The sequence below is a fragment of the Ramlibacter agri genome (assembly GCF_012927085.1).
In the GTDB taxonomy this organism is placed as follows: Bacteria; Pseudomonadota; Gammaproteobacteria; order Burkholderiales; family Burkholderiaceae_C; genus Ramlibacter; species Ramlibacter agri.
In genome coordinates this window covers 1,410,480-1,432,862 of sequence record NZ_JABBFX010000001.1, presented here as the reverse complement: position 1 = coordinate 1,432,862, position 22,383 = coordinate 1,410,480, and the positions used below count along the sequence as shown (strand labels likewise).

Annotated in this window: 20 protein-coding genes; 9 read left to right on the top strand and 11 right to left on the bottom strand. The window is 66.1% G+C overall.

What is annotated here, in order from left to right; all coding sequences use genetic code 11:
• Window positions 1–857 precede the first annotated feature (857 nt).
• The 4 genes from HHL11_RS06890 to HHL11_RS06875 form a co-directional block, all read right to left on the bottom strand.
• A complete protein-coding gene (locus HHL11_RS06890) occupies window positions 858–1,433 on the bottom strand; it encodes an AAA family ATPase (protein WP_169417676.1) in 576 nt (191 codons plus the stop codon).
• Complete coding sequence (locus HHL11_RS06885) at window positions 1,433–2,035, bottom strand: 3'-5' exonuclease (protein WP_169417675.1); 603 nt, start codon at window positions 2,033–2,035, stop codon at window positions 1,433–1,435. Before HHL11_RS06885 ends, HHL11_RS06890 begins: the two co-directional genes overlap by 1 nt.
• A 15-nt stretch (window positions 2,036–2,050) precedes the next feature.
• Entirely contained in the window at window positions 2,051–3,415 is a 1,365-nt protein-coding gene (locus HHL11_RS06880; RefSeq protein WP_169417674.1) for a radical SAM protein, read from the bottom strand.
• A gap of 116 nt (window positions 3,416–3,531) precedes the next feature.
• The gene (locus HHL11_RS06875; RefSeq protein ID WP_169417673.1) at window positions 3,532–4,608 is read right to left on the bottom strand and encodes an Abi family protein; all 1,077 of its coding nucleotides are present in this window, start codon (window positions 4,606–4,608) and stop codon (window positions 3,532–3,534) included.
• A 575-nt stretch (window positions 4,609–5,183) separates the two neighbouring features.
• Between HHL11_RS06875 and gmk the strand changes: the two genes are divergently transcribed.
• The 3 genes from gmk (at window position 5,184) to HHL11_RS06860 (ending at window position 8,441) form a co-directional block, all read left to right on the top strand.
• Complete coding sequence (gene gmk, locus HHL11_RS06870) at window positions 5,184–5,804, top strand: guanylate kinase (RefSeq protein WP_169417672.1); 621 nt, start codon at window positions 5,184–5,186, stop codon at window positions 5,802–5,804.
• Between the two features lie 21 nt (window positions 5,805–5,825).
• Window positions 5,826–6,029, top strand: a complete 204-nt coding sequence (gene rpoZ, locus HHL11_RS06865) for a DNA-directed RNA polymerase subunit omega (protein ID WP_077592946.1) — start codon at window positions 5,826–5,828, stop codon at window positions 6,027–6,029.
• 147 nt (window positions 6,030–6,176) lie between these two features.
• Complete coding sequence (locus HHL11_RS06860; RefSeq protein WP_169417671.1) at window positions 6,177–8,441, top strand: RelA/SpoT family protein; 2,265 nt, start codon at window positions 6,177–6,179, stop codon at window positions 8,439–8,441.
• Here the strand turns inward: HHL11_RS06860 and greB are convergent.
• Complete coding sequence (greB, locus tag HHL11_RS06855) at window positions 8,425–8,991, bottom strand: transcription elongation factor GreB (protein WP_169417670.1); 567 nt, start codon at window positions 8,989–8,991, stop codon at window positions 8,425–8,427. The genes HHL11_RS06860 and greB overlap by 17 nt on opposite strands.
• Window positions 8,992–9,114: 123 nt before the next feature.
• Here greB and HHL11_RS06850 point away from each other — a divergent pair, with 123 nt between their 5' ends.
• From HHL11_RS06850 to HHL11_RS06830, 5 genes are all read left to right on the top strand, one after another.
• Window positions 9,115–9,405 carry a hypothetical protein gene (locus HHL11_RS06850; RefSeq protein WP_169417669.1) on the top strand — a complete coding sequence of 97 codons (291 nt, stop codon included), beginning with the start codon at window positions 9,115–9,117 and terminating at the stop codon, window positions 9,403–9,405.
• A gap of 83 nt (window positions 9,406–9,488) precedes the next feature.
• Window positions 9,489–9,956 (top strand): hypothetical protein, encoded by a 468-nt coding sequence (locus tag HHL11_RS06845; protein WP_169417668.1) that lies wholly within the window; start codon window positions 9,489–9,491, stop codon window positions 9,954–9,956.
• A gap of 88 nt (window positions 9,957–10,044) precedes the next feature.
• The gene (locus HHL11_RS06840) at window positions 10,045–10,428 is read left to right on the top strand and encodes a hypothetical protein (protein ID WP_169417667.1); all 384 of its coding nucleotides are present in this window, start codon (window positions 10,045–10,047) and stop codon (window positions 10,426–10,428) included.
• The gene (locus HHL11_RS06835) at window positions 10,326–11,285 is read left to right on the top strand and encodes a CvpA family protein (RefSeq protein ID WP_169417666.1); all 960 of its coding nucleotides are present in this window, start codon (window positions 10,326–10,328) and stop codon (window positions 11,283–11,285) included. The genes HHL11_RS06840 and HHL11_RS06835 overlap by 103 nt, the downstream gene beginning before the upstream one ends.
• 1 nt (window position 11,286) lies before the next feature.
• The gene (locus HHL11_RS06830; RefSeq protein WP_169417665.1) at window positions 11,287–12,396 is read left to right on the top strand and encodes a DNA topoisomerase IB; all 1,110 of its coding nucleotides are present in this window, start codon (window positions 11,287–11,289) and stop codon (window positions 12,394–12,396) included.
• Window positions 12,397–12,412: 16 nt separating this feature from the next.
• On the opposite strand, the gene hpaI is transcribed toward HHL11_RS06830, so the two are convergent.
• The 4 genes from hpaI to HHL11_RS06810 form a co-directional block, all read right to left on the bottom strand.
• A complete protein-coding gene (gene hpaI, locus HHL11_RS06825; RefSeq protein WP_169417664.1) occupies window positions 12,413–13,210 on the bottom strand; it encodes a 4-hydroxy-2-oxoheptanedioate aldolase in 798 nt (265 codons plus the stop codon).
• Window positions 13,207–14,682 carry an NAD-dependent succinate-semialdehyde dehydrogenase gene (locus HHL11_RS06820; RefSeq protein WP_169417663.1) on the bottom strand — a complete coding sequence of 492 codons (1,476 nt, stop codon included), beginning with the start codon at window positions 14,680–14,682 and terminating at the stop codon, window positions 13,207–13,209. Before HHL11_RS06820 ends, hpaI begins: the two co-directional genes overlap by 4 nt.
• 154 nt (window positions 14,683–14,836) lie before the next feature.
• Window positions 14,837–16,360, bottom strand: a complete 1,524-nt coding sequence (locus tag HHL11_RS06815; RefSeq protein WP_425355185.1) for a UxaA family hydrolase — start codon at window positions 16,358–16,360, stop codon at window positions 14,837–14,839.
• Window positions 16,361–16,365: 5 nt separating this feature from the next.
• Entirely contained in the window at window positions 16,366–17,364 is a 999-nt protein-coding gene (locus tag HHL11_RS06810) for a Bug family tripartite tricarboxylate transporter substrate binding protein (RefSeq protein ID WP_169417661.1), read from the bottom strand.
• A 103-nt stretch (window positions 17,365–17,467) separates the two neighbouring features.
• Between HHL11_RS06810 and HHL11_RS06805 the strand changes: the two genes are divergently transcribed.
• Window positions 17,468–18,478, top strand: coding sequence for a LysR substrate-binding domain-containing protein (locus HHL11_RS06805; protein WP_169417660.1), 1,011 nt, complete (start codon window positions 17,468–17,470; stop codon window positions 18,476–18,478).
• Here HHL11_RS06805 and HHL11_RS06800 read toward each other — a convergent pair.
• Both HHL11_RS06800 and treZ read right to left on the bottom strand, forming a co-directional pair.
• Complete coding sequence (locus tag HHL11_RS06800) at window positions 18,396–20,435, bottom strand: amylo-alpha-1,6-glucosidase (protein WP_205964221.1); 2,040 nt, start codon at window positions 20,433–20,435, stop codon at window positions 18,396–18,398. The genes HHL11_RS06805 and HHL11_RS06800 overlap by 83 nt on opposite strands.
• Window positions 20,389–22,284, bottom strand: coding sequence for a malto-oligosyltrehalose trehalohydrolase (gene treZ / locus HHL11_RS06795; RefSeq protein ID WP_169417658.1), 1,896 nt, complete (start codon window positions 22,282–22,284; stop codon window positions 20,389–20,391). The genes HHL11_RS06800 and treZ overlap by 47 nt, the downstream gene beginning before the upstream one ends.
• Between the last annotated feature and the right edge of the window lie 99 nt (window positions 22,285–22,383).

The following is a 22,383-nucleotide window of genomic DNA, read 5'->3' as shown; positions in this document are numbered from 1 at the left end:
ACTGACCAATCAATTCATGCGTGCGCATTCTCCAATACCGCTCCCACCCCAAGGCCGGCAGGTCCGTGTGCGCGCATTGATAGCTGCCCGCAGCGCGCCCAGTGCTGCTTTTGTGGGTGCCGTGCAGCCATTGCTCCTAAGCATCTTGCTACAAGGCGACGATCGTGCGCTTCTCCTGGCACTCCTGGCTGATTTCCGATGGCGTGCCCTCCAGCATTCCGGCGCTAGGGAAACTCTGAACAGGCCCTGATTTCCGGCGGCGGGCTGGCACGTCGGGATTTACTTATCAGGAAATGAGTTTCAGGTCCCTCTTCGGGTCTCCGGGGTCCTGTTTGTGCTGCTCGGGCGCAGCTATCCCTTGGCAAGCTGCAGCAAGGGCCTGCGCACGATGTACAGGTTGGCCAACGCGGCTGTCACGAACAGCCGATTGCCCTTCTTGGCCAGTCCGCGGTAGCGAACCTTCGCGAACCCGAACACGCGCTGATCACGCCAATAGTGTGCTCCACGCGGGCGCGCACCTTGGAGCGCTTGCGATTTACCTGGCGCTGCATCTGGCTAAGGTACTTGTACGCGGGTGGAGTCTTGCGCCCAGGGCGTATGCTGCTGGATGACAGGACCCTGGCCGCTATAGGCCGCATTGCCCCAGACGGCCACGGCAGCACTTTGCCGTCATGCAAGTTGCCGGAGGTAGCCACTAGCCACGTTTTAGTGCGGCTCGTCAGCCGACGCTGGCGCCACCTTTGGCGATGGCTGACGGACGGCCATCAGCTGTTCTATGCCGATCGCAGCGGCGGTTAACTGCGCATCCCCGCTGATGCACGCGTCCCCCGCGCAAGACGACTGTGAAGGGATGTCCCCTATCCCCTTGCGCTCGATCCGAGCTCGGTGAGCAATGACCGAATACGTTGCTGTGTGGTATCAGCATTTGGGTCAAACCAGGAGGTACTTATTTCGGAAAGCGCGGCCTCGATGTGCCGATCGGCTGCACGGCGGAACCCGAGGTCGGGGTCTCGGTCGGGACCGAGGGGGATTGTTTCATCCAGCGTGGTCTTGAGAAGAAGCCCATACCGCTTCACATGGTGCGCCGCGAGTCCGTAGAGATAGGCGCGCTCTTCACTCGTGACGTGTCGACCGGTCGCAGCCAGCGCGGCTTCGAGGTACCCTAACGCATCGGGAACAGGACGGTCGACGATGACGAGTTCAGCCCTTAGTCCTGCCTCAAGCTCCGCCTTGACTACGGAGGTCATGATCCAGAGCGTGCTCTCAAAGGTGTGGTCTTTGAGAATGGGAAACCCCGCGTCCCTGCATCTAGTTGCGGTGTCGCTCACCACAGCCGCAGAGAGTTGATGTTCTCTGGCCAACTGCAACACATTTTGAACGAATGTAGTCTTGCCAGTCGAATGCGTGCCAGCGATACCGAGATAGATTGTCATTAAAACAATGTTCCCTGTTGATCTCGAAGAAGCGGATCGTCGCGACTGGCTCCCAGTCGCGCGAGCGTGAGTAGATCCAGATGCATTTGACCGGCTAACCTCGACGCGAACTCGATGAACAGACGCGCTGTCGCTTGGGCGTCCTCTCGGGCGCGATGACAGACCGAGGTGTCCTTGAGTCCGAGCCGTCTAGTGAGCGCTTCCAGCGAGTGGCCACCAAACGTGGGAAATAGATGTTTTGCCAGCCTGAGCGTATCGATGCTCGTGCCAGGCTGCCAATTAGGAATTTCGCGAGCTAAGAGGCTCAGATCAATTCCGACATGATGCCCCACAATGATCGCGGAGCCTAGGTCGGCCCTGATTTCCTCGGCGAAATCAGCGAATGGACGCTCTCTTGCCACGTGCTCGTTTGTAATGCCGTGAACGCGAGTGGCTTGCGTCGTGATTGGCCGACAGGGGCGCGCCATCCAGACGCGTGTCGCTTGCTCGCGTCCCTTGTCGATGTGCACCGCGGCGACTTCCACAATATCTTGCGGCGAGCATCCGTTTCCCTCGACGTCGACGACCACGAAGTCACATTCGGTCCAGTGGAGGCGATGCATACCGTCATCCGCCACTCAAGAAGTGCTTGGTGCGACCATCGACCGTTGCTCTTGCGCATATTGCTCAACCTCCGCACGGCGGATTCGGCTAAGGAGGCTTGCGAGAGCATCCGAGTCCAAGAAGTCAAGTAGACCTTCCATCGCATCGGATTTCATTCGAGCGATCACTTCATTCAGTCGTTCAATCCTGTGAGAGACTACCCGCGGGTCGACTTGGTTGGGCATCGTCTCCGCCGGCGTATTGGGCCGTGCAGAAAACGGAATGGCGACGTTGATGTGGAACGCCAGTTCTTGGACCAATGATACGGTTCTAAGGAAGTCCGAGTCTTCCTCGCCCGGAAATCCGACCATCCAATTCCCATACAGGATCGTGGGCGTGTGGGCACGAAAGGTACCGAGCGTTTTCGCCAGCCGTTGAATGTCGTAGCCTCGATTCATGGCCTTGAGAATCTTGGGCGAGCCACTTTGGAGCGAAATGTAGAGCAAGCGGATGCGCCCGGCCATGCTCCAGGCAAGGAGCCGATCCACGTACTTCAAGAATGGCTTGGGCTCGATATACCTGATAGAGAGCTTCACAGCCGAGTCGAGGGCGAGAAGCCGTTCAATGAGGTCCGGCAGCTTGACGTTCCCCGCACCAGCACCGTAGTTCCCGACCTCGTCGCCGATCAGGACGAAGTGACTGATCCCGCGCGCACGCGCCGCCCGAGCCTTGGCAAGAACGTCCTCGAGTGAAACGGATTCGAAGGGCCCCCGGCCCAGCGGAATGTTGCAAAAGCTGCATTTATATGGGCAGCTTCGGGTGACCGTGATCATTTCACATGGGTCGGTCTCATCGTAAAAGACGAATCCCTTGGTCGTCTCGCGGTATTGACGTTCCACGCGTGAGCCGAAACGCCGGTCGATCTCCTGAAGTTCCGCGACCACCGACGCCTTTGCTGCACCGACGCGGAGACGCAGGTTTTGGAGCCCACTGGATGAGGCCGATTCGAACTTGATCGAGGAGTTCTGAGACAGCCGCCGGTCAATCGCAGCGAACTCTTGTCCCGTACTGGCCTGCAAGATGCCCTTCATGGAACGGAAGGTGATCGCGCGCTCGGGAAGCTTCGCCGCTAGCGATTGCGCGCTCGTATTTGCCACACAGCCTGTGACGGTCAACTTCGCGCCGGGCGCCCGGTTGCGGGCTTCGGCGATTTGTGATGCCGCATCGTCGACCCAGTGTTCGCGCACTGAACATCCCGAAAAGATGATTTCGTCGGCGAGCTCTGGCCGTTCGACGATCTCGAATTCGCCTTGCGCGAGGCCAGCCTGAAGTACGTTGAGATCATATGCGGCGTTCAGGCACGTGTTGTGGGCGAGGAACACCTTCTTCTTCTTTGGCACTGTGCAAGACCTCCTGTACATCGGCAGCGCGTGCCTTACGGAATGGTAAGCGCAAAGTCGGGGCGCTCACCGGCGCAAGGCGCCGCCCGCCCGGAGCAATGGGGCATACCGTATCTTCACCTCCAGACACGGTCGCTCCGCCAATTCGGCGGAAATCCCATACTGGACATGTCTCGCGCGAACACCGGAACGCTCGCGAACATGCTAGTCATGAAGGTTTCGATGCCATCCGGAATCCCTTGCGCTTTACAGAGCACTCTCAACATCAAGAGATGTGAATAAAGGCGGTTGGGGTGGCTTGGTCGTATAGCGTGCTTGCTCTTCAAGCCGCCAGGGTTCTGAAGGTTTCGATTCCAAAGACGATTGTGGTGCGCGCACAAATTTCTGAGCTCAAGAATGCAGCCCAGATTCGTAATAAGCGAGCCATAGGAGGGAAGGCCAAACGGGGATGCGACATCGTCCAGCTTGTTCTTCCCTGCTGAAACCATGAACTTCGGGCACTTCTCGTTGAGGCTTTTGCATACGCTGAGCGTCTGCTCGAGGGTAAAAATCTCGGAAATGACCCAGAACGGCGGCGTTCTTCGGTACTCGTATGACTTTGTAGTGAAGTACCGGTTTCGGTGATGCACGACAAACTCCTGCTTGCCCTGCTCGAAGCGCTGCTGGGCCTTCTTGAGTGCGCGTTCAACGTCTGAGAAGTTCTTGAAATACTCCGGATTGATGTGCCAGAACGGGTCTGTAGTGACGCTTGTAACCACGTTGTCGACCGTCGCGCGAATTCTGACCTCTAGCTGAGCTAGCAGCGGGATGAGAAAGTCCCGCAGCGTCTGATCCGCGCGATAAAGACCATGCATATCATCGAAAGTTGTTCCTACGTGGAACTTATCGATGGTCTTATCTAAAAACGGAATCGCGTAAGCTTTGAACCGGTAGTAGTTCTCACGGAAAATTGTGGCCTCTGCCAGCTTGCGATCCGGCACGTGCAGCCCTTGCAGCATGAGTTTGTAGACCAGGTCATGCGGAGTACGGTATGGCTTTGTGTACTCAACTAAGCTTGGGTGCTGCGCCCTGAAGGCGGCCCAACGGCGTTGCGTGCGATAGGCAATGAGCTTCTGGACCGGGGCGGTAGCGAGGATCTTGGCCTTGCACACGACACTTAGGCGCGTGAGCGCGGCCGAAACGATTGCAAACATACTCGTAGCCAGCTCAAGTGCGTGTTTGCGGAGCTGCAGTGTTGCCTGCGTATGCTCGACAATACGGACGTTAAAAAGCCCACACAAGCCGGCCACAAGGACAAGCGTCCTTGCTTGATTGACCGACCCGTGTGGGCGTTGTTGCCGTGACTATAGCTCACTGTCGGGCGCGGTGTCAAGTGCCGTTCCCCACACCAAGCATCCGGCGTCGGATGGGCGCGATATCTCGTTCAAGGACATCCATCTGTGCTCCGTGAGCATTTGGCTAGCATGCCTCAGCGGTGAGGCATCAATGCGAGTGAATATCTACTTACATAATCCCATGCACAGGACAATCCAACGCGATAGCCACGGATGGATGCCCAAAGCCCTGCCGCGAGGGCATTGTAAAATTGGACCTGCTTGATCTGGCCGGTTGAGGACGCGAGGCGTCTCATGAGGCCCCATTCCAGCGCACATTTTTGTGGTGGATTCCATGGTGGGTTCATGAGTACACAGGAAGAAAAACTCGTTAAAAATCAACAGCTTGGCGCGCAAGTCGTGGTTCAGGTGCAGAACCTGGAGTAGAGTCGTTCATGGATTACCCGGGGAACCTTTTCGTCGTCGCCGCGCCTTCCGGAGCCGGCAAGTCCAGCCTGGTCAAGGCCTTGCTGGAGCTCGACTCGCACGTCCTGCCCTCCGTCTCGCACACCACCCGGCCGCCCCGCGGCCAGGAAAAGCACGGCCGCGAGTACTTTTTCGTGCCGGACGCCGAGTTCGACCAGATGGTGCAGAACGACGCCTTCGTCGAGTGGGCCAACGTGCACAGCCGCCGCTACGGCACCAGCAAGAAGATGATCGAGGACCGCATCGCCCACGGCTCCGACGTCATCCTGGAAATCGACTGGCAGGGGGCGCTGCAGATCAAGCGCATCTTCGCCAACGCGGTGCTGATCTTCATCCTGCCCCCCAGCTGGGACGAACTGCGCTCCCGGCTGGAGCGCCGGGGCGAGGACAGCCCCGAGGTCATCGAAACCCGACTGAAAAATGCGGCTGACGAACTGGCGCAGGCAAAAGAATTCGACTTCGTTATAATCAACGAGTTATTTGAGCGAGCGCTTTTTGACCTGAAAGCGGTCGTCCACGCCCAGCGGCTCAAATACCAGGCCCAGCGCCGCGCCCGCGCTGATACCTTCGCCGCTCTCGGCATCCTCTAAGCGCCCCCCGGAGAACACGACATGGCCCGCATCACCGTCGAAGACTGCCTCGAGAAGATCCCCAACCGCTTCCAGCTGGTGCTGGCCGCGACCTATCGCGCCCGCATGCTGAGCCAGGGCCATGCGCCCAAGATCGAGAGCAAGAACAAGCCCGGCGTGACCGCGCTGCGCGAGATCGCGGAAGGCAAGATCGGCCTGGAGATGCTGAAGAAGGTGCCGGGTTAAACCGCTCCGCAGCGCACGAAAGCCGCCTTCGGGCGGCTTTTTGCGTTGGGGCCGCGCAGGACCGCGGGTTAAGGCCGAGGGTCTAGGGGCCTTGTGGGCATTTGCCTGCTTCCCCAGCCCCTGCTCCCCAGGCCCTATCATGTGTCCATGAGCGCGGTGCTCCCCACCACCTCGGGCCGGGGCAAGCGCCCCTCGAGCCCGATCCTCCCCTCCCCCGCCGCGGCCAACGCCGCCGCGGCGAGCTTTGCCGCGTTGACGGCCAGGCTCGACTACCTGGACCCGGGCGAAATCGACTGGGTCCGCAAGGCCTACCGTTTCGCCGACGAGGCCCACCTGGGCCAGCTGCGCGCCAGCGGCGAGCCCTACATCACGCATCCGATCGCCGTGGCGGCCCAGTGCGCCGAGTGGAAGCTCGACGCCCAGGCGCTGATGGCGGCGCTGCTGCACGACGCCATCGAGGACTGCGGCGTCACCAAGCCCGACCTCATCGAGCGCTTCGGCGCCCCGGTGGCGGAGCTGGTGGACGGCCTGACCAAGCTGGACAAGCTGCAGTTCAACACCCGCGAAGAGAACCAGGCCGAAAGCTTCCGCAAGATGCTGCTGGCCATGGCCCGCGACGTGCGCGTCATCCTCGTCAAGCTGGCCGACCGCTCGCACAACATGCGCACGCTGGAAGACGTGCCGCGCGAGAAGTGGAACCGCATCGCCAGCGAAACGCTGGACATCTACGCGCCCATCGCCCACCGGCTGGGCCTGAACGCCACCTACCGCGAGCTGCAGGAGCTGTCGTTCAAGTACCTCAAGCCGTGGCGGCACGCGACGCTGTCCAAGGCCGTGGCGCGCGCCCGCAGCCGCCGGCGCGACCTGATCCAGAAGGTGCAGCGCGACGTCGAGTCCACCTTCGAGGCGGCCGGCATGAAGCTGCGCATCGCCGGGCGCGAGAAGACGCTGTACTCCATCTACAAGAAGATGGACGAAAAGCACCTGTCCTTTGCCCAGGTGACGGACATCTACGGCTTCCGCGTGATCGTGCCCACGGTCACCGACTGCTACACCGCCATGGGCCTGCTGCACCAGCTGTACAAGCCGGTGCCGGGCAAGTTCAAGGACCACATCGCCATCCCCAAGATCAACGGCTACCAGTCGCTGCACACGACCCTGGTGGGCCCGTCGGGGGTGAACGTGGAGTTCCAGCTGCGCACCGAGGCCATGCACCTGGTGGCCGAGTCGGGCGTGGCCGCGCACTGGCTGTACAAGGCCAGCGCGCCGCAGGAAGACAGCCAGGAGCGCCTGGGCACCAAGTGGCTGCAGTCGCTGCTGGACATCCAGAACGAGACGCGCGACGCCGCCGAGTTCTGGGACCACGTCAAGATCGACCTGTTCCCGGACGCCGTCTACGTCTTCACGCCCAAGAGCCAGATCCTGGCGCTGCCGCGCGGCGCGACGGTGGTCGACTTCGCCTATGCGATCCACTCGGACGTGGGCGACCACACGGTGGCCGCGCGCATCAACGGGGCGCAGGTGCCGCTGCGCACCGAGCTGAAGAACGGCGACGTGGTGGAGGTGGTGACGGCCCCCGTGTCCTCGCCGAACCCGGCCTGGCTGGGCTTCGTGCGCACCGGCCGCGCCCGCTCCAAGATCCGCCATCACCTGAAGACCCTGGCACAGGCCGAGTCGCAGCAGCTGGGTGAAAAGCTGCTCGCGCAGGCGCTGCGCGCCGAGGGCATGGAAAAGCTGCCGCCGGACACCGAGCCCTACCACCCGCTGTGGGACAAGCTGCTGCGCTTCACCGGCAACAAGAGCCGGGCCGAGCTGCTGACCGACCTGGGGCTGGGCAAGCGCATCGCCAGCATCGTCGCCAAGCGGCTGATGGTGCTGCTGGGCGAGATGGGCGAGAAGCCCGATGCGCTCCTGATCAGCCGCGAGCGCTTCACCGCGCACGAGAACGTGTCGCAAGGCGGCCTGACGCTGGACGGCAGCGAGAACGCGAGCGTGCAGTTCGCCACCTGCTGCCGGCCGATCCCGGGCGACAACATCGTCGGCTACCTGGGGCGCGGCGAAGGCCTGGTGGTGCACGTCGAAAGCTGCGCCGTGGCGCGCCGCCTGCAGCACAAGGATGCCGAGCGCTTCATCGGCGTGGAGTGGTCCGACGAGCCGGTGCGCCAGTTCGAGACCGGCGTGCTGGTGACGGTGGCCAACGGCAAGGGCACGCTGGCCCGCGTGGCGGCGGCGCTGGCCAACGCCGAAGCGGACATCATCCACGTCGACATGGACGACGGCCGCGCCCAGGACGCCACCGACCTGCGTTTCGTGGTGTCGGTGCGCGACCGCAACCACCTGGAAAGCGTGCTGCGCAACCTGAAGCGCACGCCGTCGGTGCTGCAGGCGCAGCGGATCAAGCCGGGGGCGTAGCCTCGGGGTACCTCACCTCGATCACCTCCACCTCCTGCGCCCCCGCCGGCGTCACCAGCTTCACCACGTCCCCTTCGCGCGCCTTCAGCAGCGCACGCGCAATCGGCGAGATCCAGCTCACCTGCCCGTGGGCGCTGTCGGCCTCGTCGATGCCGAGGATGGTCACGGTGCGCTCCTGCCCGGTCTCGTCCGCGTAGGTCACCGTCGCGCCGAAGAAGACCTGGTCGCGGCCGGCGTGCACGGAAGGATCGGTCACCTCCGCGATCTCCAGCCGCTTGGTCAGGAAGCGGATGCGGCGGTCGATCTCGCGCAGCCGCTTCTTGCCGTAGATGTAGTCGCCGTTCTCCGAGCGGTCGCCATTGCTCGCGGCCCAGTGCACGACCTCGACCACCTTGGGCCGCTCGTCGTCGATCAGCTGCATCAGCTCCGTCCGCAGGCGCGCGTAGCCCTGCGGAGTGATGTAGTTCTTGCCGCCGGCCGGCAGCGGCGGCAGCCCTGCGCCTTCCTCGTCGTCTTCGCTGTCGGTCTCGCGCGTGAACGCCTTGCTCATGCCGCAAGCATAGGCGAAGCGCCAGCGCCTTCAGGCTCGACCGTGTCCTACACGCGCATGAGCCGCGATCCTCGCGCCGCCGATTCGCGGCCCCGGGAAGATGCGCCCATCCCAGGAGCCACGATGCCGCACGCCCCCGCCGTCAACCCCAGCGCCGAAGATGCCTACTGGCGCGAAGCCTACCGCCGCGAACCCTACTACCGCGCCGGCTACAGCTACGAGGACTACGGCCCGGCCTACCGGGTCGGCTACACCGGCCCGGTGCGGCGCACGGGTGAGTTCGAGCAGCTCGAGGGCGCGCTGGAAGCCGATTTCCGCCGCGTGCGCGGCCGCTCGCGCCTGCCATGGGCGCAGGCGCGCGAAGCCACCCGCGCCGCCTGGAGCCGCGTGACGCGCGGCGAGCATCCGCACTGAGCGGACCTCCTGCGTTATGGGGAGGCGCCATGCGAAGGCTGCTTCCTAGAATCCGGCCAGCCCCACTCTGCCCGGCCGTCCACTTGAAAGCTCCCACCGACCGCACCCCCTGGTCCGATGAGGACGCGGACCTCATCGAGGCCGTGCGCCGCCCCCTGGTGGCCGTGCTGCCCTTCGCCGCAGTCGGCGGCGACCCCGCCCTGCGCCTCCTGGGCAGCGAACTGGCCGACCTGCTGCGCGAGCGCCTCGCCCGCGTGCCCGCGCTGAGCGCCATCCTCATCAGCTCGGAATTCCTGGAGCGCGCCCCCGAGCACGCGCTGGAGCTGATCTGCCGCCAGTTGCACATCGGCCACCTGGTCACGGGCAAGTGCTACCGCCACCCGCTGGGCGAATCGCTCTACCTCGAACTCACCGAGACGCGCCACTGGAACGTGCAGTGGGCGCGGTTCTGCCGCGGCGACGCGCGCGCGCTGTTCGCCCCCGACAGCCACGTGCTCGCCATGCTGCAAACCGCGCTGCAGGAAACCCTGCTGCCCTCCCCCTCACATTAGACGAAGGTTCGCAGCCATTCCACCATTCGGGGGATGGAGGGAAAGTGCCACGCTTCCTAAGATGAATTCGCTCTAGGGAGTGGAACGAATGCCCAGCTTCTACATCGACCGGCGGGCGCAGGCGGACGGCAGCCATGTCGTCCACGCCCGCAACAGCTGCCCGCCCGAGCGCTTCCCTTCCGGTGAAGCGGCCGAATACCTGGGCGAACTGCTCGATGCGCGCCAGGCCATGGCGCTGGGCCGCCTGATGTACGGCCACGTGCAAGGCTGCCCGTGCTGCGACTACGCGCTCCCCGTCCGCGTGGAAGCGCAAGAACCGCGTCCCTCCTACGTCGACAGTTTGCGCACGGCGCGGATACTGGCGGCGGCATGCCTCTCAACCTCGTCGACGTCGCCCTCTTCCTCGTCGTCCTGGCTGGCGGCCTCGGCGGCTGGTCCCGCGGATTCGTCTATTCCGTCCTGGACCTCCTGACGCTGGCGGCCAGCCTGGCCGTCGCGCTCCTGGTTTACCGCTGGCCCGCCGAGTGGGCCGGCACCTTGATGCCGCAGCTGGGTGCCTGGGCGGCGCCGCTGGCCTTCGTCATCCTGTTCTTCCTCGCGCATTTCCTGCTGGGCGCGGCCACGCTGGCCGTGGCGCGCCAGGCGCCGCCAGCCGTGCACCGCAACGTCGCCAATCGCCTGCTGGGGCTGCTGCCGGGGCTGGCCAACGGCTGCATCCATGCGATCGTCGTGGCCGTCGTGCTGCTGACCGTGCCGCTCGGCCCGCTCACGCCGTGGGCGCGCGACAGCGCACTGGCCAACGGCATGGCGCGGCCCGCCGAGTGGGTGGAGCTGCAGCTGGCGCCGGTCTTCGATCCGGCGGTGCACCGCACGCTGCAGGCCCTGACGGTCGACCCCGAATCGCGCCAGACCATCACCCTGCGCACGCGCGTGGCTCACTCGGAGCCGCGGCCGGACCTCGAAGCCGCGATGCTGGACCTGGTGAACGACGAGCGCACGCAACGCGGCCTGGCGCCGCTCGCGGCCGATCCCGTGCTGGCCGAACTGGCGCGCGCACACAGCCGTGACATGTTCGCGCGCGGCTACTTCTCGCACCTCACGCCCGACGGCCGCGACTTGAGCGACCGCATGCGCACCGCGCGCCTGGGCTACCTGTCCGCCGGCGAGAACCTGGCCTTCGCGCCCACCCTGGCGCTCGCCCACAGCGGCCTGATGCATTCGCCCGGGCACCGCGCCAACATCCTGCGCAAGCAGTTCGGCCGCGTGGGCATCGGCGTGCTCGATGGCGGCCTGCTAGGACTGATGGTGACGCAGGACTTCCGCAATTGACATGCTGGCCGACAACGAGCTCACCGCCCTGCCGGCGGACCCGAAGGAAGCCGCGGAATCCGCGGGCCTGGTCTACGTCTGCGACGAGGACCGCGGCATCCGGCGCGAACGCAAGGGCGATGCCTTCGAATACTTCAAGCCCAATGGCGACAGGCTGGCGGACGAAGCGACGCTGGCGCGCATCCGCAAGCTCGCCATCCCGCCGGCCTACGTGGACGTTTGGATCTGCACGCGCGCCAACGGCCACCTGCAAGCCACGGGCCGCGATGCGCGCGGCCGCAAGCAGTACCGCTACCACCCGCAGTTCCGCGAGGTGCGCGAGAGCACCAAGTACGAGCACATGCTGGAGTTCGCGCGAGCGCTGCCAGCCGTGCGCGCCAAGCTCGCCGAGCACATGGCGCTGCGCGGTCTGCCGCGCGAGAAGGTGCTGGCCACCGTCGTCCACCTGCTGGAAAGCACGCTGATCCGCGTGGGCAACGACGACTACGCGCGCGAGAACAAGAGCTATGGCCTTACCACGCTGCGCAACCCGCACGTGAAAGTGGAGGGTTCGGAGCTGCGCTTCCAGTTCAAGGGCAAGAGCGGCAAGACCTGGCGGCTGCAGGTGAAGGACCGGCGCATCGCGAAGATCGTGCGCGCCTGCCAGGACCTGCCGGGGCAGCGGCTGTTCCAGTACGTCGACGAAGCAGGCGAGGCGCGCGAGGTGAGTTCGGCCGACGTCAATGCCTACCTGAAGGAGATCACCGGTACCGAAATCACGGCCAAGGATTTCCGCACCTGGGCCGGCACGGTGATGGCGGCGCTGGCGCTGCGGGAGTTCGAGGCCTGCGAAACGCAGGCGACGCAGAAGAAGAACATCAAGGCCGCGATCGAAAGCGTGTCGGCCCGCCTGGGCAACACGCCGACGATCTGCCGCAAGTGCTATGTGCACCCGGAGGTGCTGAACGCCTATGCGGAGGGGAACCTGCTGCTGGAGCTGAAGGACGAGGAAGCCGGCAGCCTGCGGCCGGAGGAGGCGGCGGTGCTGGCGATGCTGGAGGGGCGGATGAAGCGGAGCCTGGAGGATTCGTTGAAGGAATCCCTGGCGGCGGTGAAAAAACGGCGTTCGTAATTCTTGGCGCCGCGACTCAGTAAGCCGCGCTCGGTCCGGCAACGGCCGCCGACAGGCCGAACTCCCCGGCCAGCTTCCGCGCCGCGCTCGCATACACCAGCACATCGACGCCCGTCGCCACGAAAGTCGCGCCCAGCTCCAGGTAGCGCCGCGCCAGGTTGTTGTCGCCGGTCAGGATGCCCGCTGCCTTGCCGTTGGCGACGATCTTCTTGATCGCGCTTTCGATCGCTGCCTGCACTTCCGGATGCCCCGGCTTGCCGCGGTAGCCGAGCGAAGCAGACAAGTCCGCAGGCCCGATGAACACGCCGTCGATGCCGTCCACCGCGCAGATCGCGTCCAGGTTCTTCAGCGCCGTCACGGTCTCGGCCTGCACCAGCAGGCAGACTTCGTCGTCGGCCACATCGAGATAGTCCGTCCGCGCGCTCCAGCGCGAGGCGCGGCCCACCGCGCTGCCCACGCCGCGGATGCCCCAGGGCGGATAGCGCGTGGCCTTCACCAGTTGCTGCGCCTGTTCGGCGGTGTCCACCATGGGAATCAGCAGGTTCTGCGCGCCGATGTCGAGCAGCTGCTTGACCAGCGCCACCTCGCCGGCGACCGCTCGCACCACCGGCTGCGAGCGGTAGGGCGCCACCGCCTGCAGCGCGGCCAGCGTGCTGCGCAGGTCGTTGGGTGCGTGCTCGCCGTCGATCAGCAGCCAGTCGAAGCCGGCCGTGGCGCTGACTTCGGCCAGGTAGGGGTCGGCCATCGACAGCCACAGGCCCACCTGGGCCTTCTTCGCGGCCAGCGCCGCCTTGAACGGGTTGCCAGCTTTCACTTCAGGCCTCCTTGGCAAAGGTATTTCACGTGCAGGTAATCCTCGAGTCCGTGGCGCGAGCCTTCGCGCCCGTAGCCCGATTCTTTCACGCCGCCGAAGGGCGCCGCCTCGGCGGAGATCGCGCCTTCGTTGATGCCGACGATGCCGGTCTCCAGCCGGTCGCCCACGCGCCAGATGCGCGCGGCGTCGCGGGTGTAGAAGTACGCGGCCAGGCCGAAAGGCGTGTCGTTGGCAAGCGCGATAACCTCGTCCTCGGTGGCGAAGCCGAACACCGGCACCACCGGGCCGAAGGTCTCCTCGTGCGCCAACTCCATCGTGGGATTGGCGTCGACCAGCACGGTCGGCGCGTAGTAGTGGCCGGCCCCGATGCCTTGCAGCACCTGGCCGCCGACGACGACGCGCGCGCCCTTGGCGACCGCATCCTGCACGTGGCGATCGATCTTCTCCACGGCCCGCGCGTTGATCATCGGCCCGATCTGCGAGCGCTCGTCCGTCGCCGGGCCGACACGCAGCGCCGACACGCGCACGGCCAGCTTGTCGACGAAGCGGCCCCGCACGCTGTCCTGCACATAGACGCGGTTCGGGCACACGCAGGTCTGGCCGCCGTTGCGGAACTTGGCGGTCAGCAGGCCGTCGACGGCGGCATCGAGGTCGGCGTCCTCGAACACGATGAAGGGCGCGTTGCCACCGAGTTCCAGCGACAGCTTCTTCAGCGTGCTCGCCGAAGCGCGGGCCAGGTGCTTGCCCACCGGCGTCGAGCCGGTGAAGGTGATCTTGCGCACGCGGCTGTCCGCGAGCCACACGTCCACCACTTCCGGCGTGCGCTCGCGCGAGGCGGCGACGATGTTGATGGTGCCGGCCGGAAAGCCCGCTTCCTCGGCCAGCGCCACCAGCGCCAGCGCGGTCAGCGGCGTGTCCTCGGCGGGCTTGGCCACCACCGTGCAGCCGGCGGCGAGCGCCGGCGCCAGCTTGCGCGCGATCATGGCCAGCGGGAAGTTCCAAGGCGTGATGGCAGCCACCACGCCCACCGGCTCCTTCACGGCCAGCAGCTTCTTGCCGCGCACCGGCTCGGGGATGACGTCGCCGTGGGTGCGGGTAGCTTCCTCGGCGAACCATTCGACATACGACGCGCCATAGAGCACTTCACCGCGCGCTTCCGCCAGCGGCTTGCCCTGCTCGCTGGAGATGATCTTGGCGAGGTCATCGGCATGGGCGAGGATCAGCGCGTTCCACTTCTTCAGCAGCTGCGCCCGCTCACGGCCGCTGCGCTCGCGCCAGGCGGGAAAGGCGGCCTGCGCTGCTTCGAGCGCAGCCTGCGCGTCGGCGGCGCCGCTGTCGGCGACGTCCAGCAACTTGTCCAGCGTGGCCGGATCGGTGACGGCCAGCTTCGCGCCGCTGCGCGCGGCGAGCCATTGGCCATTGATGAAGTTCTGCGCGCGCAGGAGTTCGGGGCGCTTGAGGGTGTCCAGCATCTGGCCTCTGAAGTGGTGGGTGTTCGAGATGTCTTTCAACGCAGAAGACGCAAAAGCTCCGCAGAAGGCGCAGAACCCTGAATGACTTTCCTTTTGCGTCTTCTGCGTACTTTTGCGTCTTCTGCGTTCTAAAAACGCGCCGAGCGGCGTGACCTCAGCTCACGATGCCCAGATGCCACGGCACGAACTCGTGGTCGCCCAGGCCCAGCGCCTCGCTCTTGGTCTTTTCGCCCGAGGCATGCGCCAGGATCTGCTCGAAGATCCGCTGGCCCATCTGCGGCACGTCCACTTCGCCGTCGAGGATGGCGCCGCAGTTGATGTCCATGTCGCCTTGCAGCTTCTTGAACATCGGCGTATTGGACGCCAGCTTGATCGTCGGCGCCGGCTTGCTGCCGAACATCGAGCCGCGGCCCGTCGTGAAGCAGATCAGGTTGGCGCCGCTGGCGATCTGGCCCGTCACGGCGACCGGGTCGTAGCCGGGCGAGTCCATGAACACGAAGCCATTGCGGTCGATGCGCTCGGCATACTCGTACACGCCCTGCAGCGGCGTCGTGCCGCCCTTCATCGCGGAGCCCAGCGACTTCTCGAAGATGTTGGCCAGCCCGCCCGCCTGGTTTCCGGGGCCGACGACACCATTGAACTGGCCGTTGTGCCCGCGGGTGTATTCCTCCCACCAGGCCAGGCGGTCCAGCAGTTTCTGCCCGACCTCTGGCGTCACCGCGCGGCGCGTCAGCATGTATTCGACGCCGTGGATTTCCGGCGTTTCCGACAGGATCGCCGTGCCGCCATGCTGCACCAGGATGTCCATGGCCGCACCCAGCGCCGGGTTCGCCGTGATGCCGGAGAAGCCGTCCGAGCCGCCGCACTCCAGGCCGATCTTGATGTGGCTGGCCGGCACACGCGTGCGTTGGTAGGCGTTCGCGAGCGGCAGCATCTCCTCGATGGCGCGGATGCCTTGGGCTATGGTTTCCACCGTGCCGCCCACTTCCTGCATCACCATCGTGCGCAGCATGCGGCCCTTCTCCAGGCCTTGGGAATCCACGAGGTCGGCGACCTGGTTGCGTTCGCAGCCCAGGCCGACGATCAGCACGCCCGCCATGTTGGGGTGGCGCGCATAGCCGGCCAGCGTGCGGCGCAGCAGGTCGAAGTGCGGGCTGGGCGAGGACATGCCGCAGCCGGTGGTCTGCGGGAAGGCCGCGACGCCATCGACGTTGGGGTAGTCCTTCAGCCGCTCCGCCGTGAAGTGCGCGGCGATGCGGCTGATCACCGTCGCCGAGCAGTTCACGGACGACAGGATGCCGATGAAGTTGCGCGTGCCGACGCTGCCGTCCTCACGCACGTAGCCCATGAAGCTGGCGCGCTTCGCCTCCGGCACGAAGGCGACCGGCTTCACGTCCAGGCCGAAGCCGGGGTCGCGGTCGAAATCGACCAGCGCCAGGTTGTGCGAGTGCACGTAGTCTCCCGCCTCGATGGCGCGTGCCGCCACGCCGATGACGGCGTTGTACTTGCGCACCGGCTCGCCCTGGGCGATGGCGCGGGCGGCGATCTTGTGGCCGGCCGGCACCTGGGCCCGCGTGCGCAGGCCCAGCTCGGGCAGGTCCTGGCCGAGCGCCAGCTGCGTCTTGGCGACCAGGACGTTGTCGGCCGGATGCAGCCGGATCAGGGGACTCGTGCTCACCGCGCTCAACCCTTTTCCAGCAGTTCCTTGAGGTGCAGGCGCTGGATCAGCACCGTCTCGCGCGCGTAGACCTCGTTGACGTACTTCTTGTAGTCGGGCCCGTCCAGGTACATCACCGGCGCGTCGATCTTCGCGGCCACGGCCTTGAACTCGTCGCTGTTGACGGCGAAGCGGAAAGCGTCGCGCAGCTTCTTCTCGATGGCGGGCGGCAGGCCGGCCGGCGCACCGATGCCGTTGGGCGCATCGACGACGACGTGGTAGCCCAGGTCCTTGAGCGTGGGCGTGTCCTTGAAGCGCGGCGTGCGCTCCTCGCCCCAGGTGGCCAGCAGCCGCAGCTTGCCGCTTTCCACGTGCGGCGCCCAGGAGCTGGAGTCGGCCAGCATGTCGACCTGGCCGCCCAGCACGTCGTTCAGCGCCGCGGCGCCGCCCTTGTAGGCGATGGCGTTCAGCTGGATGCCGGCGGCCATGCAGAACTCCTCCATGCCCACGTGCGTGGCGCCGCCGACGCCGGCGTGCGCGTAGCTCACCTGGCCGGGGTTGGCCTTGGCGTAGGCCACCATGTCCTTCAGGGTCTTGAACTTCGAGTTGGGCAGCACCGCGATGCCGAAGGTCTGGCCGGAGGTGCGGGCGATGTAGGTGAAGTCCTTGCGCGGGTCGGCCTGCAGGCTGCCGATCTGCGAGAAGCGGGTGACGGAAATCGGGATCTGGCCGATGGTGTAGCCGTCGGGCCTGGCCTTGGCGATGGCCGCGGCGCCGATCATGCCGGCGGCGCCCGCGCGGTTGTCCACGGCGATCGGCTGCTTCAGCACGCCGGAAGCCACCTGGCAGATCGCGCGCATCGACACGTCGGCGGTGCCGCCGGCCGGCCAGGGGCAGATGAAGTTGATCGGGCGCGACGGGTAGTCGTCGGCGGCGTGCGTCCACGCGGGCAGCAGCAGGCCGGAAGCGGCGGCGGCGCCTGCCAGCAGCAGCTGGCGGCGGTTCATTTCTGTGTTGTGGGACATCTTGTCTTCCTCACGGGGTGGGAGCGCGATTGTTCGCCGGCCGGCCATAACGGTCCAATCACGTTCCGGAATCGCTTCATGAGTCCCTGGTTAACATCGGGCCATGCCCCAGATCGATCGCGTGCTGCGCTCCAACATCAAGCTGCGCCACCTGCAGCTGGTGGTGGCGCTGGATGAATTCCGCCATCTCGGGCGCACCGCGGAGTTCCTCTCCGTGACGCAGCCCGCCGTCTCCAAGATGCTGACCGAAGTGGAGAACATGCTGGGCCACACCCTGTTCGACCGCTCCACCCGCGGCAGCGAGCCCACCGCCAGCGGCCGCGCCATCGTGCGCTTCGCCCGCTCGGTGCTGGCCGAGTATGAACGCACGCGCGACGAGATCGCCGCGGTCGAAAGCGGCGCCGCCGGCCGCTCCCGGGTCGGCTCGATGGTGGTCGGCCTGCCCGTGCTGCTGGGGCGCGCCGTCGAACTGCTGAAGGCGCGTTCATCGCAGGCCACCGTGCTGGTGAAAGAAGGCGACCTGACGCGCCTGCTGCCCGAGCTGCGCCTGGGCGAGCTGGACCTGTTCGTCGGCCGTCTCGAGCCAGGCTATGCCGCGCCGGACCTCGTGCCCGAGCCCTTGTTCAACGAAGCCATGGTGGTGGTGGTCGCGGCGGGACATCCGCTGGCCGACAAGGCACGGCCGACCTGGGCCGACCTGGCGCAGATGCCCTGCGTGCTGCCGCCGCCCTGGGCTTCGCTGCGCGTCAAGCTGGAGCAGCAGTTCCACAAGCACGGGCTGGAGCCGCCCAAGGACATCATCGAGACGGCGTCCTTCCTGGCGCAGGCCACCTTCCTGCAGCGCCGCGGCGCGGCCGGCTTCATGGCGCGCTCGGTCGCGGCCTATTTCGAGGAGCAAGGCACGGTGCAGGTCCTGAAGCTCGCCGTGCCGGTGGAGCTGCCCCCCATCGGCCTCATCACCGTCCGCGGCCGGAAGCTCACGACGACGACAGAACAGTTGATGGAGTGCCTGCGCGCCGCTGCGGGCGAGATCACCGCATCGACCGCACCTTCACCAGCACCCGCAGCACCTCCGCCACGCTCCAGGCCTGCGCGACGCAGCCGCGCGGCGTGAAGGGCGGCTCGGCGTCGAAGATCTCGCTGATCTGGCCGATGCAGGCCTGGCTCAGGTGCGCGGCGAAGCCGTCGATCAGCTTGTTCACGGTGTCCTTGTCGTTGGGATGCAGCTTCAGCCACGCATCCGCGAACGGCCCCGCCAGCCAGCCCCACACCGTGCCCTGGTGGTAGGCGGCGTCGCGCGAGCGCAGGTCGCCGTCGTAGTTGGGCTTGTAGTCGGGGCTCCCGGGAGCGAGTGAACGCATGCCCACCGGCGTGACCAGCAGCCGCTGCGCCACTTCCAGCACGCTCTGCCAGCGTTCCTGCGCCAGCACGGGGTTGGGCAGCGAGATCGAGAACACCATGTTGGGCCGGATGGCCGGGTCGTCGCCCTTCTCGCCGTCGATCACGTCGTACAGGCAGCCGGTCTGCGGGTTCCAGAAGCGCTGGTTGAAGCTGTCGTAGCAGCGCTGCGCATGCTGCGCCATCTCGCCGGCGCGCGCCTCGTCGCCTTCCTCGCGCAGCCAGCGCTCCATCAGGCGCAGCGCGTTGTAGAACAGCGCGTTGATCTCCACCGCCTTGCCACGGCGCGGCGTCACCACCCAGCCTTCCACCTTGGCGTCCATCCAGGTGAGCTGGTAGCCCTCCTGGCCCTGCTTCAGCAAACCGTCGCGCGGGTCCACGCCGATGTTGAAGCGGGTGCCGCGCAGGTGATGTTCGATGATGTCGATGAACTTCGGGATCGCGTGCCGCAAGGTCACGCGGTCGCCGCTGGCCTGGATGTAGCGGTCCATCGCATGGAAGAACCACAAGGTGGCGTCGGCCGTGTGGTACAGGCCTTCGTTCTGCCCTTCGGGGAACATGTTCGGGATCAGGCCGTCCTTCACGTAGTGCAGGAAGGTGCGCAGGATGTAGCCCGCTTCCGACTGCCGCCCGGTGCACAAGGTCAGCCCTTCGAGGCTGATCATGGTGTCGCGGCCCCAGTCGGTGAACCAGTGGTAGCCGGCGATCACCGTGCGGGCCTGGTCGCCTTCGGCCAGCGCGCGCGCCGCATCGGCCTTGCGGCTGAAGGGCGCGATGATGAACTGGTCGGCCGCCAGCACCAGCTCCGCGGCGCGGCCGCTGCGCGCGGCGGGACTGGCCTGCTCGATCAGGCGCTCGCGCCGCAACAGCTCGGAGCGCTGGGCCGCATCGGGCGTCAACGCATGGATGGTGTCCCAGCTCTCGGTGGAGGCGACCAGCGTGCACTCGTGGTCCGGTGTCAGCTGCGCCCGGAAATAGCCCGGCGTCCACACGCGGCCGCGCGACGCATAGCCGCGCGCCGCCTCCAGGCGGTAGAAGAAGTCCTCGAAGCCGCCGCCTTCCAGCACCAGCTGCGCCTGCGGACCGAGCAGCGTCATCCGCAGCGGTGGCAGCTGCGCATTGCTTTCCGAATAGACCTCGATGCGGCTGGCCAGCGCGTGCAGCCGGCAGTGCTCGGTGTAGCCCGCGTCCACCGGCATCTCGTGGCCGCGGAAGTGGATCTGCGGCCGCAGCACCAGGCGCGCCTCGCCGCCGCTGATGCGGTAGTTCAGGTGCACGGTGTTCTGGCCATAAGGCATCAGGATGCGCTTTTCCACCACCACGTCGCCCGCGTGGTAGGTCCACACCGGCAGGCCCATCTCGAGCCGGAACTCGGTCAGGACCTCGGGCATCTCGAAGGTCTGGTCCGCCTTCTCCTCGCCCGCGAGGCGCGCCACGCGGCCGCCGGGCAGGCGCAGCCATTCGCCCAGGTGGCTCAGCATCACGGTGCGGCCGATCGGCGTCGGCAAGGCCGCGATCAGCAGCCCGTGGTAGCGGCGCGTGGCGACGCCGGCGATCGAGCCCGAGGCGTAGCCGCCCAGGCCGTTCGTCACCAGCCATTCGCGCGTCAGCCGCTGCTCGTTGCTTTCATTGCGCCCCGACCAGGGCACTTTGTTCAGGATGGCTTCGGCCATCATCGTCCTCCACGGGTTGAGGGGCGAGCACCGCCGCCGCATGCGCGGGCAGGCGCCAGCTGTGCTCGCCGTCGGGTTCCATCATTCCGCTGCCGCCCCAGCGCGGGTCCTCGCTGTTCCACAGCAGCTTCCAGCGTTGTCCTGCAGGCGGGGCCAGCAGGGGTTCGGGCATCGGCAGCAAGGTCAGCGTCGCGCCCAGGTTCACCAGCAGCAGGCGATCGTCGCCGTCCGCTGCCAGGAAACGCAGCAGGAAAGCCTCCGGGCCCAGCACGGCGCCGTGCATCCGGGTGCGATCCTGCGCGGCGAACACCGGTTCCTCGCGCCGCAGGCGCAGCAGTTCGCGGTGCATGCGCAGCACGGGCGCGTGGCGCTCGCGCTCTGCGTGGTCCAGCTTGCATGTGCGGAAAGTTTCTTCGTCACTGGGGTTTGCGAGCAGCTTGCCACCTTCCGCGCTCGCCATGTTGGGGAACTGCGTGAGGAATTCGTGCCGGCCCTTGCGAATGAGCGGATTGAGCCCGTCTTCGTGGCGCGCGAAGTAGAGGAAGGGCGCGCTCGCCGCGAACTCCTGGCCCTGGAACAGCAGCGGCGTGCCCGGGGTCAGCAGCAGCAAGGCCGTCAACGCACGCAGGCGCCCGGGCGAGGTCAGCTGGTGCAGGCGCTGGCCACGCGCGCTGTTGGCCACCTGGTCGTGGTTCTGCAGGAACTGGATGAAGGCGTGGCCCGGCAGGTCCAGCGCAGGCGTGCCGCGCCGCTGCTTCTGCCACGCGTAGTACTGGCCCTGGTACAGGAAGCCCCACTTGCAGGCCGACACCAATTCCTGCGGCGTGCCGCGCGTCTCGGTGTAGTACGCCTCGCTGGCGCCCGTGGCGGCCACCATGGCGCTGTGGTGGAAGTCGTCGTTCCACAGCGCGTCGAGGCCCTGTCCGCCCTGGTCGCGCGGACGCGCCAGCTGCGCGTGCTGCGGTTCGTTCTCGGCGCTGAGGTAGACGCTGCGCTCGCCGGCCGCCGCCCGCACGCGCTCGTCAAGTTCGACCAGGATGTGCGTCTCACTGTCGTCGTACACGCACTGCGTGGCGTCGAGCCGCAAGCCGTCGAAGTGGAATTCTGCGATCCAGTAGCAGCCGTTGGCCAGGAAGAACTCGCGCACCGGCCCGCAGCCGGGGCCGTCGAAGTTGACCGCCTCGCCCCATTCGTTCTTGTACTTGTCGGTCAGGTAATGCGGCGAGAAGCGCGGCAGGTAGTTGCCGCTGGGGCCAAGGTGGTTGTAGACCACGTCGAGGATGACGCCGAGTCCGACCGCATGCGCCTTGTCCACGAAGCGCCGCAGTTCGTCGGGCGTGCCGTAGAGGCGCGTCGGCGCGAACAGGTTGACGCCGTCGTAGCCCCAGCCGAAAGGGCCGTTGAACTCGTTGACCGGCATCATCTCGATGGCGGTGATGCCGAGGTCCTTCAGCTCAGGCAGGTGCTTCTCGGCGGCCGCGTAGGTGCCTTCGGACGTGAAGGTGCCGATGTGCAATTCGTAGAGCACCTGCCCCTGCGCGGCCAGGCCCGGCCAGCGCTCGTCGGTCCAGGTGAAGGCTTGCGGGTCGACCACTTCGGAAGGGCCATGCGGTCCCTCGGGCTGCAGGCGCGACACGGGATCGGCGAAGGCCTCACCTTCGTCGAGCCGGAAGCGGTAGCGCGTACCCGGCCCGGCTTGCGGCGCCAGGGCGGAGAAGTAGCCGTCCTGCTCCGCTGTCATCCGCAGCGGAGCCTTGCCCTTGTCGAACACGAGGTCCACGCGCTGCGCGGCTGGGGCCCACACACGGAAATGCGTTCCTGCGCCGGAAACTTCGGCACCGATCGGCATGCGGCGAGCAGGTGTTGTCGTTGTGTTTTTCGAAACGGGAGCCACTGCAATGATTCTGCATGGCACCCGTGTTGCCGTGTGTGAATGGCGCGGTGTTTC